A 14,938-nucleotide genomic window follows, 5' to 3' on the forward strand; every position below is an offset into this window, starting at 1 on the left:
GGGTGGAACGGAGGGTCAGGGCCCCTGTTGCTCGTCGCGGCGGCGCTGCCAGCGCTCCTCGATCCGGTCCATCACCCTGCCCTTGCGGCGCGGGTGGGGCCGGCCGGGGTGGTGGCCGACACGTCCCGGAGCGGACTGTTCCGGTTTGGCGGACCGTCGCCAAGCGGTCACGGCGAGCGCCGCGCAGCCGAGCATCACGAGGAAGCCGACCACGCTGATCCAGATCTGCTGGGCGACCATACCGGCCATCAGGAGCGCGATGCCGACCAGGAAACCGGCGACCGCCTGGTAGACGCGCCGCCGGGTGAACGTGCGCAGCCCGCTGCCCTCGAGCGCCGACGCGAACTTCGGGTCCTCGGCGTAGAGCGCTCGCTCCATCTGCTCCAGCATGCGCTGCTCGTGCTCCGAGAGCGGCACGGAGTCCTCCTACTCGTCGGTCGCAGGGGGTGCGACCGGTACGACCCTTTCAGGATAGGCAGGGTTGCGCCCCCGGGAAACCCGCCCCTCTGCCCCTGGCCACCCGCTGATCCACTGATCGCGCACCTGCGGTGTGCGACAAGTGCATTCCCCGCGGGTGGGTTCCTCATGCTGCCCTTGCTTTACCTCGATGATACGTTCCGCGCGGCCGGAAGGCAGCGGTCCGCGATGGGAGCGACGCCACATCCGCCGCGGACGTTCCGTGCCCGGTCAGCCGCGGTGCGCGAGGACGTGCAACTGGGTCGCGATCGAGTGGAACGCGGGGAGTTCGGCGGCGGCCAGCTCCAGCTCGCGCAGCGCCTCGACGGCGCCCGGCTCGGTGTCCACCAGCACCCCGGGCACCAGGTCGGCGAAGACCCGCACGCCGTGCACCGAGGCGACCTCCAGCCCGGCCTCGCCGACCAGGGCGGTGAGTTCCTCGGCGGTGAACCGCCGGGGCAGCGGATCTCCCTCACCCCAGCGCCCGTCGGGGTCGGTCAGCCCGCGGCGCGCCTCGCCGAAGTGGCCGGCGATGGCGCGGGCGAGCACGGCGCCGTTGCGGCCGGCGGCGAGCAGGCTCAGCGTGCCGGAGGGGCGCAGCGCGCGCACCACGTTGCGCACGCCGCCAGCCGGGTCGTCGAGGTACTCCAGCACCCCGTGGCAGAGCACGACGTCGTAGGCGCCGCTCTCCACCACGTCGAGCAGGCCGCCCGCGTCGCCCTGCACCCCGCGCACCCGGTCGGTGACCCCGGCCTCGGCGGCCCGGCGCTCCAGGGCGAACAACGCGTCCGGGCTGGGGTCGACGACGGTGACGCGGTGGCCGAGTTCGGCCACGGGGACGGCGAAGTTGCCGGTGCCGCCGCCGGTGTCGAGGACGTCGAGCCCCGACCCCTCCGGAACGGCGGCCTTGGCCCGCCGTTCCAAGGCGTCCTTGAGCACCTCCCACACCACGGCGGTTCGCAGGGACGCGCGGGGGCGCAGCGGGTCTGACACGGCGCGACGGCTCCTCATCCACGGATGTTCCACGTACTGGCCGCTCCACCATAAGGCTTCGCCGACCTCAGCCATCACTACCTCGGGGTGCGCCCGTTCCCCTTTCGCCGTGGCGGTTCGCTCGCGCTGGCGGTCAGCCATTACCTCCCCGGGTGCCCCCGGTCCCCCTCTCGTCGTGGCTGGCGTCACGGATGTTTCCCTCCGCCCACCCGTGGCTGTCATCGCATAGCGCGGGATGCGCACTGTCTGCCTGGGTTCCCGGGGGCCCTCCGGGGTGACTCCTCGCTCCCCGTATCCGCCACGGTTGCGCTCCGGCTACTGGGTCGCTGCGGGGACACCCCTGCACGCCCCCGTTCCGCATCGTTCCGCGCTGCGGCACGGGGTGGGTGAGAAAGGAAATCGGGGTCACCCCAACCTCCTTACTCACCCCCACCCGCGAAGAGAGGCACCCGCGAACGGACAGGAGGGGGTGTGCCGGGGGTGTCCCCGCAGCGACCCAGCGGCCGGAGCCAAGCTGTGGCGGATACGGGGAGCGAGGAGTCACCCCCGGCGCGCCCCCGACCCCATACGCACCCAAGGCGAACCCACCCGGTGCCGAACCCAACCAAAACCCCACCAACCACCCACCGGACAGGGGCGAACGGGGGCCACCCCGGCACCCTGAAACGGGCGAACCGGGCCACGGAGTAATGGCTGACCGCCAGCGCGTAGCGGGCCCGCTGACCGCCAGCGCGAGCGAACCCGCGTGAGCGAACCGTCAGGAGGGGAGGGCCAGGAGGCGGTGGACGAGGCGGAGGAAGACGGTGACGGCGCGGAGGAGGTCGTCCGCCTGGCGCCAGGTCGCGGCACCGGGTATGCCCGCCTCGGCCCGTGCCCGGCGTTCCGCGCCGGAGGCGAAGAGCGCACTCCACTCGGCCAGTTCGGGGGCGGCCTCCGGAAGCACCTCCCAGGCGCTGCGGATGCGCCGGCGGCGGCGCGGGGTGGCCTCGGGACGGCCGCGTACCGCGAGGACCGCGGCGGCGGTGCGCAGCGCGGCCAGATGCGCGGTGGCGTACCGCTCGTTGGCCGTGGGGGCCTCGGCCGCCTCGGCGAGACCGCGGCGGGCCTGGGCGAGCAGGTCGAGGGCGGCGGGCGAGGCGGTGGCCCGGCGCAGGACGGGGTGGACGTCGGCCGGCGGACCGGCGGACCGGCCTCCGGGGATCGGACGGCGACGCGATGCGGCGGTGGCAGCCATGGCGACCTCCTGTCGTCGGTGACGGTTCGCACCGTCACCGCCCATAGTCGGGCACACCACTGACAATCGACCCTGACCTGGGGAAATCCCGTATGCGCGGCGGGAGTTGGGGCACCCGGAGGACAGCCGGGCGGAGGATGTGGCATCCTAGTTTTTAGACTGACCAGTCAGTGCAAGACGAACCACCGCGTGAACGAAGGAGGGGCACGTGCAGCAGGGGCGCGCGCAGCACAGCCGGGCCACGGCCGCCGACCGGCCACCGGAAACACCCCCGGAGCAGGCCCGCACGGCCCAAGGGGGTCCGGCCTCCGGGACGACCCCGGCGGCCCCGGACACCCCGTCCACCACGGCGCCGGCGGCCCCCGCCGGAACGACCGCACCGGCCGGAACGACGGCCCCCGCCACCGTCCGCGCCCACCACTTCGGCCTCAAGGGCCCCCGCGGCTGGGTCTTCCAGGACGTCACCTTCGACGCCCCGGCCGGCAGCCTGGTGGCGCTCGCCGGACCGTCCGGTTCCGGGCGCACCTGCCTGCTGCTGTCGCTCACCGGCCGCATGCGGGCCACCGAGGGCCACGCCGAGGTGGCCGGGTTCCGGCTGCCCAAGCAGCTCGCCCAGGTTCGCGGGATCACCGGGATCGGGCCGGTCGCCGGGATCGCCGAACTCGACCCGGCGCTCACCGTCGCCGAGCACTTGCGGGAACGCGCCCTGCTGGTCAGCCGGTTCGGCGGCTCGCTGCGCCAACTGCTGCGCCCGCGCAAGGAACGCGCGGCCCACGCCCGCGACCGGATCGCCGAGGCGCTGGCGACGGCCGGGCTCGACCCGCGGACGCTGCCCAAGGGCCCCCGCACCAGCGTGCGCGACCTGGAACGGCTGGAGGCGCTGCGGCTGGGCATCGCGCTGGCGCTGCTGTCCGGCCCCCGGGTGCTCGCGCTGGACGACGTGGACCACAAGCTGTCCACGGAGGACCGGGCCGCGGCCTGGCGGACGCTGCGTTCCGTCGCCGCCTCGGGGGTGACCGTCCTCGCGGTGTGCACCGAGCCGCCCGGGGACGTGCCGGACGCGCTGACGGTACGCCTGGGCAGCACGCGCCAGGCGGCGGAGGAGACCATACGGAAGGGGGCGGCGGCCGATGCGGGCGCCACGGTTGGCAGCGCTTGAGCTGCGGAAGTTCGGGCGAGGGAAGCTGCCGGTCGCGGCGTTGGTGGCGTTGCTGCTGCCGCTGTTGTACGGCGCGCTGTACCTGTGCTCGTTCTGGGACCCGTACGGCCGGCTGGACAAGGTGCCGGTGGCCCTGGTCGACGAGGACAAGGGCGCCACGGTCAAGGGTGAACGGATCGCCGCCGGCGACGAGATCGTCAAGAAGCTGCGGGCCAACCGCAGCAAGAGCTTCAACTGGGTCGACACCAACGCCCAGGACGCCGCCAAGGGCGTGGAGAACGGCACGTACTACCTGTCGTTGACCATCCCGGCCGACTTCAGCCACCGGGTGGCCTCCAGCGGCGGCGACGACCCGCAGACCGGCGCGCTCCAGGTGCGGACCAACGACGCCAACAACTACATCGTCGGCCAGATCTCCCGCACCGTCTTCTCCGAGGTGCGTTCGGCGGCCTCCGCGACCGCGTCCCGGGGCTTCTACGACAAGATCTTCCTGGCCTTCTCCGACATCCACGACAAGACCCGCACCGCGGCCGACGGCGCCGCCAAGCTCAACGACGGCCTGGGCAAGGCCAAGGACGGCGCCGCCAAGCTCAACGACGGCCTCACCAAGGCCAAGCAGGGCAGCGGTGAACTCGTCGACGGCCTGGGCACCGCCAAGCAGGGCAGCGGACAGCTCGCCGACGGCCTCGGCACCGCCAAGCAGGGCAGCGGCAAGCTGGCCGGCGGGCTCGACACGCTGGAGAGCGGCTCCGCGAAGGTGGCGGCCGGCGCCCACGAGGTGGCCGACGGCACCCAGCAGCTCGCCGACAAGGTGGGCGGCCTCGCCGACACCGTACGGCCGGTGCTGAAGAACCACAGCCAGGAGATCGCCGACGCGGCCCGGCTGGTCGCCGACGGCTCCCGGGTGATCCGGGAGAACCTGGCCAAGCTGCCGCAGGCCGCCGCGCAGGCCGACAGCGACGCGCAGTCCGCGTACGACGACCTGTCCGCCGCCTACCAGCGGCAGTGCGGCGGCGCGGCGGGCGACGTCAAGGGGCTGGGCGTCGACTGCGCCGCGCTGAAGAAGGCGGTGGACGCCGCGCAGCTCACCGCGCGGGTGGCGCACGACGTGCACACCGTCGTCCAGAACGACACCGACGGCCTGCGTCAGCTCGACGGCGACCTCGCCTCGTTGCAGCAGCTCGCCGGCAAGCTCGCCGACGACGCCCCGCACCTGTCGTCCGACCTGGACAACGCGGTGCGCCAGATCAACCAGCTCAACTCCGGTGCCCACCAGGTGGCTTCGGGCGCCGACCGGGTGCACGCCGGCAACCGCGACGCCAGCACCGGCGCCAACGCCCTCGACGGCGGCCTCGGCAAGCTGGAGAACGGCGGCAACGCCCTCGACAACGGCATCGGCAAGCTGCGGAACGGCGGCAACGCCCTGAACAGCGGCATCGGTGACCTGTCCACCGGCGCCCAGTCGCTGAGCGGCGGTCTGTACAAACTCTCCGACGGCTCCAACCAGCTGGCCACCGGCCTGGCCGACGGCGTCCGGCAGATCCCCGACTACGGCAAGGACGCCCGGACCCAGCGGGCCGGGGTGATGGCCGACCCGGTGCGGCTGGCCGCCGAGGACATGCACAAGGCGCCCAACTACGGCACCGGCTTCGCGCCCTACTTCATCCCGCTCTCGCTGTGGGTCGGCGCGATGGTCGCGTACATGCTGATGCAGCCGCTCAGCAGGCGGGCGCTGGCCGCCGGGGCCTCCGGGTGGCGGATCGCGCTGGCCGGCTGGCTGCCGGTGGCCGGGATCGGGGTGCTGCAGAGCGCGGCGCTGCTGTCGGTGCTGCACTGGGCGATCGGGCTCCAGATGGTCCGGGCGGCCGGCACGGTGGGCTTCCTGCTGCTGGTGGTGGCCTGTTTCACCACCCTCGTCCAGTGGTGCAACGCGCGGTTCGGCCCGGCCGGCCGGGTGCTGGTGCTGGCGCTGCTGATGCTCCAGCTGACCTCCGCGGGCGGCACCTACCCGGTGCAGACCTCGCCGGCGTTCTTCAACTGGATCCACCCGTTCCTGCCGATGAGCTACGTGGTGGACGGCCTGCGCCACCTGATCACCGGCGGGGACATGTGGCCGGTGTGGCGGGCCTGCCTGGTGCTGGCCGCCTTCACCGCCGGGGCGCTGACGCTCACCGCGTGGACCGCCCGCCGCAAGCAGGTGTGGACGGTGGACCGGCTGCACCCCGAGATCAGCTTGTGAACCGGTACGCCACGGTGCCCCGGGCCGCGCGCCCGGGGCACCCCGCCGGGGGAGGAGAATCAGCGCCATGAACAGCGCACGACGCGAGGCGACCCGGCAGAAGCTCTACGAGGCCGCGGTCACCCTGATCGCGGAGAAGGGGTTCTCCTCCACCACGGTGGACGAGATCGCCGAACGCGCCGGGGTGGCCAAGGGCACCGTCTACTACAACTTCGCCAGCAAGAACGACCTGTTCGAGGAGTTGCTGCGGCACGGTGTCGGTCTGCTGACGGCGTCCTTGCGGGAGGCGGCGGAGGGGGTGTCGGCGGCCGGCGGCAGCCGGGTCGACGCGTTGGACGCGATGATCCGCGCCGGGCTCGCCTTCATCGCCCGCTACCCGTCGTTCACCCAGCTCTACGTGGCCGAGCTGTGGCGCACCAACCGGGCCTGGCAGTCGACCTTGATGATGGTCCGGCAGGAGGCGATCGCGGTGGTGGAGAAGGTGCTGCGGGAGGCGGTGGACGGCGGTGAGCTGAGCGCCGAGATCGACGTGCCGCTGACCGCGTCCGCGCTGTTCGGGATGGTGCTGGTGGCCGCGCTCGACTGGCAGGCGTTCCAGCCCGAGCGGAACATCGACGACGTGCACGCCGCCTTGTCCCGGCTGCTCCAGGGCCGGGTCGGCGGCAGCGGCTCGTAGCCCCTCGTCCCCCGACCCCCGAGCGCGAGCGCGCTGGTCCGGCGCGGCTCGATCCCCCGTCGAGCCGCGCCGGACCAGCGCTTCCCCCGCTCTTTCCCCCGTGCGGACCGTGCCGTCCGTTCCGCCGCCCCGTGCCGGCGGTTCCGGATGATCACTGCCGTCCGCGTGATCCACTCTCTCGTCCCCGGGGCCCCCGTCCCATCCGTGCGGCTACTCAACTGGGTGCCTAGGTACGGATACTCAGCCCCGGTGCGACGGGCTCACCGGGCGGGCCGGAACCTGGGGTGCGGCGTTGTCGGTGGTGGCCGATAGAGTCCCGGACATGGCAGGAATCGCGGTGATCGGCGCGGGTATGGGCGCCCTGGCGGCGGCGGCCCGGCTGGCCACGGCGGGCCACCGGGTGACGGTGTACGAGCGGGCGGCGACGTACGGCGGCGGGGTGGGCCGCTACGAACGTGACGGCTTCGCCTTCGACACCGGCCCCGGGCTGCTCCATCTGCCCGCCGTCTACCGGGACTTGTTCATCAAGACCAGCCGGGGCGGCAAGGGCACCCTGGAGTCGGTGGTCGAGGTGCGGCAGACCGACCCGTCCAGCGCGCACGTGCTCCCGGACGGCACCCGGTTCGCGCTGCCGGACGCCTCCCGGGCCGGGGTGGTGGCGGCGCTCGACGCGGCGCTGGGCGCGGGGGCCGGCCAGCGGTGGGGCGAGGTGATGAACCGGGCGCGGCACGTGTGGGAGGTCACCCGCCGTCCGCTGCTGGAGGAGACGCTGGCCGCCGACCCCACGCCGCTGGGCCGCGACCCCTACCCGGCCGCCCGGCGCGGGCTCTTCCGGCGCGCCGTCCCCTCGCTGGCCGCGCTGGCCGCCCGCGAGCTGGGCCACCCCGGGCTGGTGGCGCTGATGTCCGGGTACGCGCTCCAGTACGGCCTCGATCCGGCGACCGCCCCGGCGAGCGCGGTGGTGCTGCCGTACATGGAGCAGACCTTCGGCACCCGGTACGTGGCCGGCGGGATGCGGGCGCTGGCCGGCGCGGTGTACGACCGGTGCGTGGCGCGGGGCGTGGCGTTCCGCTTCGGCGCCGAGGTGACCCGGGTCGTCGAACGGGACGGCCGGGCGGCCGGGGTCGAGCTGGCCGACGGCGAGGTGGCCGAGGCGGACGTGGTGGTGGACGGCAGGCCCGGCACGCCGCTCCCGGGTGATCTGGCGCGCTTCACGGTGCTGCTGGCGCTGCGCGGCGCCCGTCCGTCCGGCACCGCCCACCGCACCGTGGTGCACGGCTCCGGCACCCCGGACGAGGAGGCGCCCACGGTCACCGTGCTGCGCCCCGACGACCCGGCGCTGCGGCCGGACGACCGCCACGAGTCGGCCGTCCTGACGGTGACGGTGCGTCCGCAGGGCCCGGTCGACTGGACGGCGCCGGGGTACGCGGAGGCGTTCGCGGACCGGGTGACGCGGGCGGTCGGGGCGGCCATACCCGACCTGGCCGACCGCCTCCTGTGGCGCGAGGTACGCACCCCGGCCGACGTCGCCGCGGCCACCGGCGCCCCCGGCGGCGCCGTCCCCGCCCCGGTCCTCGCCGGGGCCGACGGCGCCTTCCTGCGCACCGCCAACCGGGGCGGCACCCCCGGCCTCTACCTGGTCGGCGGCTCCGCCCACCCCGGCGGCGGCCCCGCCCACGCCGGCATGTCCGCCGCCATCGTCGCCGACCTCATCGCCGGCGGCCCCGGCGGCAGCCGCTGACCCCCAGCGCCGGGCACCCGACCGCCCGGGGCGGCCCACGCCGTCTTGTCGACCCGTGCCGACACCGCCCATCACGACAGCCGCTGCCCCCGGCCCCTCAACGGGCCGCCCCGCCCCGGACATCCCGCCCCGGCACCGGGCACGCCAGCGTAGGGAGGGGGAGACAGCCCCTACCACGTTGCCAACCCCGTCACGACACCGGCCGACCCGCAACCGCCCATCACGACAGCCGCCCCGCCCCGAACGCCGGCGCGCCGACGGCGGGGGCAGCCCGACCCCGCGACCGTGCCGTCAGCCGCGCCGGCCGATCGCGCCGGACACGGCACGCCGACCCGGCGGCTCGAAGCCTCGGCGCGGAATCGACCACGCCCACGTACCCGGCGGGGTGACCGCAACCCGGCTACGGGCCCGGGCCGGCACCGCGCCGGCCGATCGCGCCGGCGCGGCACGCAGTCCACCCGCCTGCCCGCCCCGGACCACACCTCGCTGCGCCACGCCTCCCCCGCCGCGACTCCGGGGCTCACCACCCGTACGGGTCGTAGGGCTCCGCGGGATGGGGGTGGTCGGGGGGATGGGGGGGTCCAGATGCCGCCGGGAGGGGTGGGGGGGGTGTAGGGGTCGGCGGGTGGGGCGGGGGGGTAGGGCTGGTCGGCGTAGTCGGGGTAGGGCGTGGTGTTGCCGAAGACGTCGGGTTCGTAGGCGTCGTCGTAGCCGGGGTAGCCGACCGGTTCGGACGGGTCGGCCCAGGGCTGGGGGTGGGGCTGGCCGGGGTCGGCCGGGTAGCCGTCGGGCTCGCCGCCGTCGTACGGCTCGAAGCCGCCCACCGCGGTGGCCTCGGGGTCGTCGGCGGTCGCCTCGACGGTGGCCGCGGTGGCCGCCGCGGCGGCGGCACCCGCCGCTCCGGCCACCGCCGCGCCGCGACCGCCCTTGCGGCGCCGGCCGCCACCTCGCCGACCGCCACCGTCACCCGTTCCGGAGGACTCCACGGCGGCGGCCCCCCGGCCGCCCCGACCACCGGCCCGGCGGCGCCGGCTCGCACCGGGCCGGCCGCCCAGCGCCCACCCGGACGTGAACCCGCGCCGGTAGGACAGGGTGACGAAGGTCTGCCCGGTGGCGAAGGCGACCGCCCCCAGGCAGATCACCAGGACCGAGGGGATGACCACCCCCGCCACCACGCCCAGGAAGCCGGCGAAGGCGCACAGCCGCCATCGCAGCCGCGCCTTGTGCTGGAGGAGCACCTCGCCGAGCAGCCACAACGCGACGATGCCGAACGCGATGTAGAGCAACGCGTAGCCCATACGCGCCCTTCCTCAACCGGTCGTCACCGAAGCCGTCGCCCAGGGCGGTGGATCCGCCCGTCACGGCCTACGGTGCAGGCCCAGGTTCTCGTAGATTTCCAGTGAAGCCGTGGAGTGGTTCAGCGTAATGAAGTGGAGCCCCGGGATCTCCTCGGCCATCAGCTTGCGGCACATCTCGGTGGCGAACTCGATGCCGATGGCCCGTACGGCCGCCGGGTCGTCCTGCACCGCGAGGATGCGCTCGGCGAGCGCGGGCGGGAACGGGGCGTTGCCGAGCTGCGAGAACCGCTCGATCTGCCGGACGTTGGTGACCGGCATGATCTCCGGGATGATCGGCGTGTCGCAGCCGGCCGCGGCCACCCGGTCCCGCAGCCGCAGGTAGTCGTCGGCGTCGAAGAACATCTGGGTGATGGCGAAGTCGGCGCCGGCCCGGCACTTGGCCACGAAGTGCCGGGTGTCGGTCTCCACGTCGGTGGAGCGCGGGTGCATCTCGGTGAAGGCGGCGACGCCGACGCAGAAGTCGCCGGACTCCTTGATCAGTTCGACGAGTTCGGCGGCGTACCGCAGCCCGCGCGGATGGGGCACCCACTCGCCCAGCGGGTCGCCGGGCGGGTCGCCGCGCACCGCGAGCATGTTGCGGATTCCGGCGTCCGCGTACTGCCCGATGATGTTGCGCAGCTCGGCCACCGAGTGGTTGACGGCGGTCAGGTGGGCGCAGGGGGTCAGCGTGGTGTCGGAGACGATGCGGTCGGTGGCGCGTACGGTGCCTTCGCGGGAGGAGCCGCCGGCGCCGTAGGTCACCGAGACGAACGTCGGGTTGACCGCCTCGATGCGGCGGATGGCGTTCCACAGCGTCCGCTCGCCCTTCTCGGTCTTCGGGGCGGCGAATTCGAAGGAGTACGAGCGCTCGCCGGAAGCGAGCAGCTCCCGGATGGTGACCGCGCGATCGGTCCTGGTGGAAGGGGTTCCAAGGGCCATACGGGTCAGGCTATCCGGCCATCCGGGGCGCCCATAACCTGCAATGCCATATACGCGTTATGCCGGGTTCCCGTCCGCCCCTCGGACGATCTTGGCGAGCCGGGCGGCGGCGTCGGCCGGGTCGTCGGCCTCGGTTATCGCCCGGACGACGACGATCCGCCGAGCGCCGGCCGCCAGCACCTGCTCGACGTTGTCCAGGCCGATGCCGCCGATGGCGAACCAGGGGCGGGCGGTGCCGAGCCCGGCGGCGTACTCCACCAGCGGCAGCCCCGGCGCGTGGCGGCCGGGTTTGGTCGGGGTGGGCCACACCGGCCCGGTGCAGAAGTAGTCGGCACCGGGCTCGGCGGCGGCTGCCGCCGCCTCGGACTCGGCGTGGGTGGAGCGCCCGATGAGCACCTCGTCGCCGAGGAGGGCGCGGGCGGCCGGCACCGGCAGGTCGCCCTGGCCGAGGTGGAGCACGTCCGCGCCGGCCGCGTGGGCGACGTCGGCGCGGTCGTTGACCGCCAGCAGCTTGCCGTGCCGTCGGCAGGCGTCGGCGAAGACCGCCAGGTGCTCCAGCTCCTCGCGGGCCTCCATGCCCTTGTCGCGCAGTTGCACGACGTCGACGCCGGAGGCGAGGACCGCGTCGAGGAATTCGGCGAGGTCGCCCTGGCGCTTGCGGGCGTCGGTGCACAGGTAGAGCCGGGCGTCGGCGAGCCTGGCGCGCCGGTCGGCGGCGGTGGCGGTGCTCATGGCGGTGGGCGCTCCCCCGGGGTGGTGGCTGCTGGGTCTGCCGGTGCGGCGCGGGTCAGACGGCGAGCGCCTGGGCGCGCCGCTTGACCTCGGTGCCGCGATTCTCCCGCAGCGCCTGGGCGGGGGTGCCGGGCAGGGTCGGGTCGGGGGTGAAGAGCCACTCCAGGGCCTCTTCGTCGGTGAAGCCGTCGTCCCGCAGGAGGGTGAGGGTGCCGGGGACGCCCTTGACCACCTTGCCGTCCCCGATGAAGTCCGCGGGCACCATCAGGACCCGGTTCTCCCCGCGGCGGACCGCGATGAGCTGGCCCTCCTTGATGAGCGAACGAACACGGGTCACCTCGACGCCGAGCCGCTCGGCGACCTCGGGGAGGTTGAGCCAGGCGGGTACGAGGGCGTCAATCTTGTTGTCGATCTCGGTCACACGACAAGCCTGCCATCCCGCACCGACAACCGGTACCCGGACCCGTCCGCCCGGGCGACGGCGTACGCCGTACGGCTACGCAGCCTCGCGCACCGCGTTCTTCAGCGGCACCGCCGCGTCCCGTACCGCCGTCTCGTCCAGCAGCGCGCCGCGCTCGATGAGTTTGCGGCCCTGGGCGAGGTCGCGGGGGCGGCCGACGGCGAGCAGGGCGGCCAGGGCGCCGTCGCGCAGCCAGCAGACCGACCAGGCGGGGCCGCCGGGTTCGCCGCGCAGCACCATGCGGTCGGCGGCGGTGTGGTGGCCGGCGTACTGCACGAAGCGGCCGAACTGCTCGGACCAGAAGTACGGCACCGGGTCGTAGACCTCGTCGCCGCCCAGCAGGTTGGCGGCGGCCACCCGGGGGCCCTGGACGGCGTTGTCCCAGTGGTGGATCAGCAGCCGTTCGCCGTACCGGGCGGAGGGGAACGAGGCGCAGTCGCCGACCGCGTAGATCCCGGGGAGCGAGGTGCGCAGGCGGTCGTCGGCGCGGACCGCGTGGTGCTCGTCGAGCGCGATGCCGGAGCCGGCCAGCCAGCCGGTGGCCGGGTGGGCGCCGATGCCGACGACCACGGCGCCGGCGGTCAGCCGGGTGCCGTCGGAGAGGACCACCGAGCCGGGCTCGACGGCGGCGACCGCGGTGCCGGTCAGCAGCCGTGCCCCGGCCGCCTCGTACCAGCCGCGCATCGGCTCGGCGATCTCCGGCGGCAGCACCCCGGCCAGCGGGTGGTCGGCGGCCTCCACCACGGTGACCGGGCACCCGGACTCGCGGGCCGCGGTGGCGAACTCGGCGCCGATCCAGCCCGCGCCGACCACCACCACCTCGTGGCGGGCGGCGAGCACCGGGCGCAGCGCGTTGGCGTCGTCCAGGGTGCGCAGCAGGTGGACGCCGGGCAGGCCGGCCGAGCCCGGCAGGGTGACCGGTTCGGCGCCGGTGGCGATCACCAGCCGGTCGTAGGGCAGCGGGCCGTCCGAGGTGATCACCTCGCGCTCGGCGGGGCGCAGCGCCTCGGCGCGCGAGCCGAGCCGCAGGTCGACGCGGAGGCCGGCGAAGTCCACCTCGAACGCCGAGCCGTCGGCGGCGCCGAGCAGGACGGCCTTGGACAGCGGCGGCCGGTCGTACGGCTGGTGGGGTTCGGCGCCCAGCAGGATGATCTCGCCGGGGAAGCCCTGGTCGCGCAGGCAGATCGCGGTCTGCACCCCGGCCATCCCGGCGCCGGCCACCACGACCCGCGCCACGTTCCCGTCCTCGGTCACGACAGTCTCGTCCTCGCTCACGCGATCACCGTAAACCCGTCGGGCCCCGGGGTCGCAGTCGTACGCGGCGAGATGTCTGACACACCGTCACACCAAGATCGCCGCGGGGCGGCGCGCGGGGCCGTCCGTCCCCGCCCTTAACCGGGGCGCCCGGCGCGTAATACAGTGGCTGCCGTATTGCACTCGCGGGAGCCCGGACGCACCGGGCTGAGAGGGCGGCTGGCCGGCCGCCGACCGTAGAACCTGATCCGGGTCATGCCGGCGAAGGGAGGAGCGGGATATCCATGTATCCGTCCACGCGTCCGCCGCGACCGGGGCACAGCCATGACGTGCTCGTGGTCGGCGGCGGCATCATCGGCCTGGTCACCGCCTGGCGGGCGGCCCAGCGCGGGCTGCGGACGGCGGTGGCCGATCCGGCGCCCGGCCGGGGCGCCGCCCGGGTGGCGGCCGGCATGCTGGCCCCGGTGACCGAGCTCCAGTACGGCGAGCAGACGCTGCTGGAGTTCAACCTGGCCTCGGCGCGGCGGTATCCGTCGTTCGCCGCCGAGCTGGCCGAGGCCACCGGGGCGGACATCGGCTACCGGGAGTGCGGCACGCTGGCGGTCGCGCTGGACGCCGACGACCGGGCGCAGCTTCGTGAACTCCACGCGTTCCAGGGGTCGTTGGGGCTGAGCGCGCAGTGGCTCAGCGGCCGGGAGTGCCGGCGTCTGGAACCGATGCTCTCCCCCGCGGTCCGCGGCGGCCTGCGGGTGGACGGCGACCACCAGACCGATCCGCGCCGGCTCGCCGCCGCCCTGCTGCGCGCCGCCGAGCTGGCCGGGGTGGTCCTGCACCGTGCCGAGGCCGCCCGGATCGAGGTGGCCGGCGACCGGGCGGTGGGCGCGGTGCTCTCCGACGGCACGTTCGTGGCGGCCGGCCGCACCGTGCTCGCCGCGGGGAGCTGGAGCGGCACCGTCGCCGGGGTGCCCGAGCACGTGCTGCCGCCGGTGCGCCCGGTCAAGGGCCAGGTGCTGCGGCTGCGGATGCCGCCGGGGGCCACCCCGTTCCTGTCCCGCACCGTCCGCGCCGTGGTGCGCGGCGGCCACGTCTACCTGGTGCCCCGGGAGAACGGGGAGCTGGTGATCGGGGCCACCAGCGAGGAACTGGGGTGGGACACCACGGTCACCGCGGGCGGCGTGTACGAGCTGCTGCGCGACGCCCACGAACTGGTGCCCGGGGTCACCGAGCTGGCGCTGACCGAGACGATCGCGGGGCTGCGGCCCGGCTCGCCGGACAACGCGCCCGTCCTCGGCCCCACCGAGCTGCCCGGGCTGCTGCTGGCCACCGGCCACCACCGCAACGGGGTGCTGCTGACCCCGGTGACCGGGGACGTGATGGCCGAGGTGCTCACCACCGGCGAACTGCCGGACGCCGCCCGCCCGTTCTCGCCCCGCCGCTTCGCCGGCCCGTCCTCTTCCGCTTCCGCCACCACCACCGCACGCAGCGAGGTGTCGTCCGCATGACCGTCCCGTCCATGGTGACCGTCTCGCTCAACGGCGAGTCCCGCGAGGTCCCGGCGGACCTCACCCTCGACCGGCTCGTCGCCACCTTGACCACCGCCCACTCCGGGGTGGCCGCCGCCGTCAACGAGACGGTGGTGCCCCGGGGCGCGTGGAGCTCCACCCCGCTCGGCGACGGCGACCGCGTCGAGGTCCTCACCGCAGTCCAGGGAGGCTGAC

At 74.6% G+C, this 14,938-nt stretch carries 14 protein-coding genes and 1 riboswitch; of the genes, 6 read left to right on the forward strand and 8 right to left on the reverse strand.

From position 1 onward, the window contains the following. Positions 1-15 precede the first annotated feature (15 nt). From SCATT_RS05625 to SCATT_RS05635, 3 genes are all read right to left on the reverse strand, one after another. Complete coding sequence (locus SCATT_RS05625; protein ID WP_014141974.1) at positions 16-417, reverse strand: DUF3040 domain-containing protein; 402 nt, start codon at positions 415-417, stop codon at positions 16-18. Between the two features lie 270 nt (positions 418-687). After that, positions 688-1,449 (reverse strand): methyltransferase, encoded by a 762-nt coding sequence (locus SCATT_RS05630; protein WP_014141975.1) that lies wholly within the window; start codon positions 1,447-1,449, stop codon positions 688-690. A 757-nt stretch (positions 1,450-2,206) separates the two neighbouring features. After that, positions 2,207-2,683: an SAV_6107 family HEPN domain-containing protein gene (locus SCATT_RS05635; RefSeq protein WP_014141977.1), complete on the reverse strand. Its 477-nt coding sequence runs from the start codon at positions 2,681-2,683 to the stop codon at positions 2,207-2,209. A 208-nt stretch (positions 2,684-2,891) separates the two neighbouring features. Here SCATT_RS05635 and SCATT_RS05640 point away from each other — a divergent pair, with 208 nt between their 5' ends. The 4 genes from SCATT_RS05640 to SCATT_RS05655 all read left to right on the forward strand — a co-directional run bounded on the left by SCATT_RS05640 (position 2,892) and on the right by SCATT_RS05655 (position 8,498). Next, on the forward strand, positions 2,892-3,842 hold the full coding sequence (locus SCATT_RS05640; RefSeq protein WP_014141978.1) for an ATP-binding cassette domain-containing protein: 951 nt from the start codon (positions 2,892-2,894) through the stop codon (positions 3,840-3,842). Next, on the forward strand, positions 3,814-6,081 hold the full coding sequence (locus SCATT_RS05645) for a YhgE/Pip family protein (RefSeq protein WP_014141979.1): 2,268 nt from the start codon (positions 3,814-3,816) through the stop codon (positions 6,079-6,081). The genes SCATT_RS05640 and SCATT_RS05645 overlap by 29 nt, the downstream gene beginning before the upstream one ends. A 67-nt stretch (positions 6,082-6,148) precedes the next feature. Then, entirely contained in the window at positions 6,149-6,757 is a 609-nt protein-coding gene (locus tag SCATT_RS05650) for a TetR/AcrR family transcriptional regulator (RefSeq protein WP_014141980.1), read from the forward strand. A gap of 322 nt (positions 6,758-7,079) precedes the next feature. Then, positions 7,080-8,498: a phytoene desaturase family protein gene (locus SCATT_RS05655; RefSeq protein ID WP_014141981.1), complete on the forward strand. Its 1,419-nt coding sequence runs from the start codon at positions 7,080-7,082 to the stop codon at positions 8,496-8,498. Between the two features lie 170 nt (positions 8,499-8,668). Here the strand turns inward: SCATT_RS05655 and SCATT_RS39340 are convergent, their stop codons facing one another. The 5 genes from SCATT_RS39340 to SCATT_RS05680 form a co-directional block, all read right to left on the reverse strand. Further along, the gene (locus tag SCATT_RS39340) at positions 8,669-9,796 is read right to left on the reverse strand and encodes a hypothetical protein (protein WP_014627553.1); all 1,128 of its coding nucleotides are present in this window, start codon (positions 9,794-9,796) and stop codon (positions 8,669-8,671) included. Positions 9,797-9,856: 60 nt separating this feature from the next. Continuing rightward, positions 9,857-10,774, reverse strand: a complete 918-nt coding sequence (gene metF / locus SCATT_RS05665; RefSeq protein ID WP_014141983.1) for a methylenetetrahydrofolate reductase [NAD(P)H] — start codon at positions 10,772-10,774, stop codon at positions 9,857-9,859. Between the two features lie 57 nt (positions 10,775-10,831). Continuing rightward, positions 10,832-11,506, reverse strand: coding sequence for a thiamine phosphate synthase (thiE, locus tag SCATT_RS05670; protein WP_014141984.1), 675 nt, complete (start codon positions 11,504-11,506; stop codon positions 10,832-10,834). A gap of 55 nt (positions 11,507-11,561) precedes the next feature. Further along, positions 11,562-11,927: an Rv2175c family DNA-binding protein gene (locus SCATT_RS05675; RefSeq protein ID WP_014141985.1), complete on the reverse strand. Its 366-nt coding sequence runs from the start codon at positions 11,925-11,927 to the stop codon at positions 11,562-11,564. A gap of 75 nt (positions 11,928-12,002) precedes the next feature. Continuing rightward, positions 12,003-13,172, reverse strand: coding sequence for an NAD(P)/FAD-dependent oxidoreductase (locus SCATT_RS05680; RefSeq protein WP_106433162.1), 1,170 nt, complete (start codon positions 13,170-13,172; stop codon positions 12,003-12,005). Positions 13,173-13,395: 223 nt separating this feature from the next. Further along, positions 13,396-13,508: riboswitch (TPP riboswitch) on the forward strand. Here SCATT_RS05680 and thiO point away from each other — a divergent pair. Both thiO and thiS read left to right on the forward strand, forming a co-directional pair. Next, complete coding sequence (gene thiO, locus SCATT_RS05685; protein WP_014141987.1) at positions 13,505-14,722, forward strand: glycine oxidase ThiO; 1,218 nt, start codon at positions 13,505-13,507, stop codon at positions 14,720-14,722. Its footprint overlaps the riboswitch before it by 4 nt. Further along, positions 14,719-14,937 (forward strand): sulfur carrier protein ThiS, encoded by a 219-nt coding sequence (thiS, locus tag SCATT_RS05690; protein ID WP_014141988.1) that lies wholly within the window; start codon positions 14,719-14,721, stop codon positions 14,935-14,937. The genes thiO and thiS overlap by 4 nt, the downstream gene beginning before the upstream one ends. Position 14,938 lies beyond the last annotated feature (1 nt).

Source organism: Streptantibioticus cattleyicolor NRRL 8057 = DSM 46488 (assembly GCF_000240165.1).
In the GTDB taxonomy this organism is placed as follows: domain Bacteria; phylum Actinomycetota; class Actinomycetes; order Streptomycetales; family Streptomycetaceae; genus Streptantibioticus; species Streptantibioticus cattleyicolor.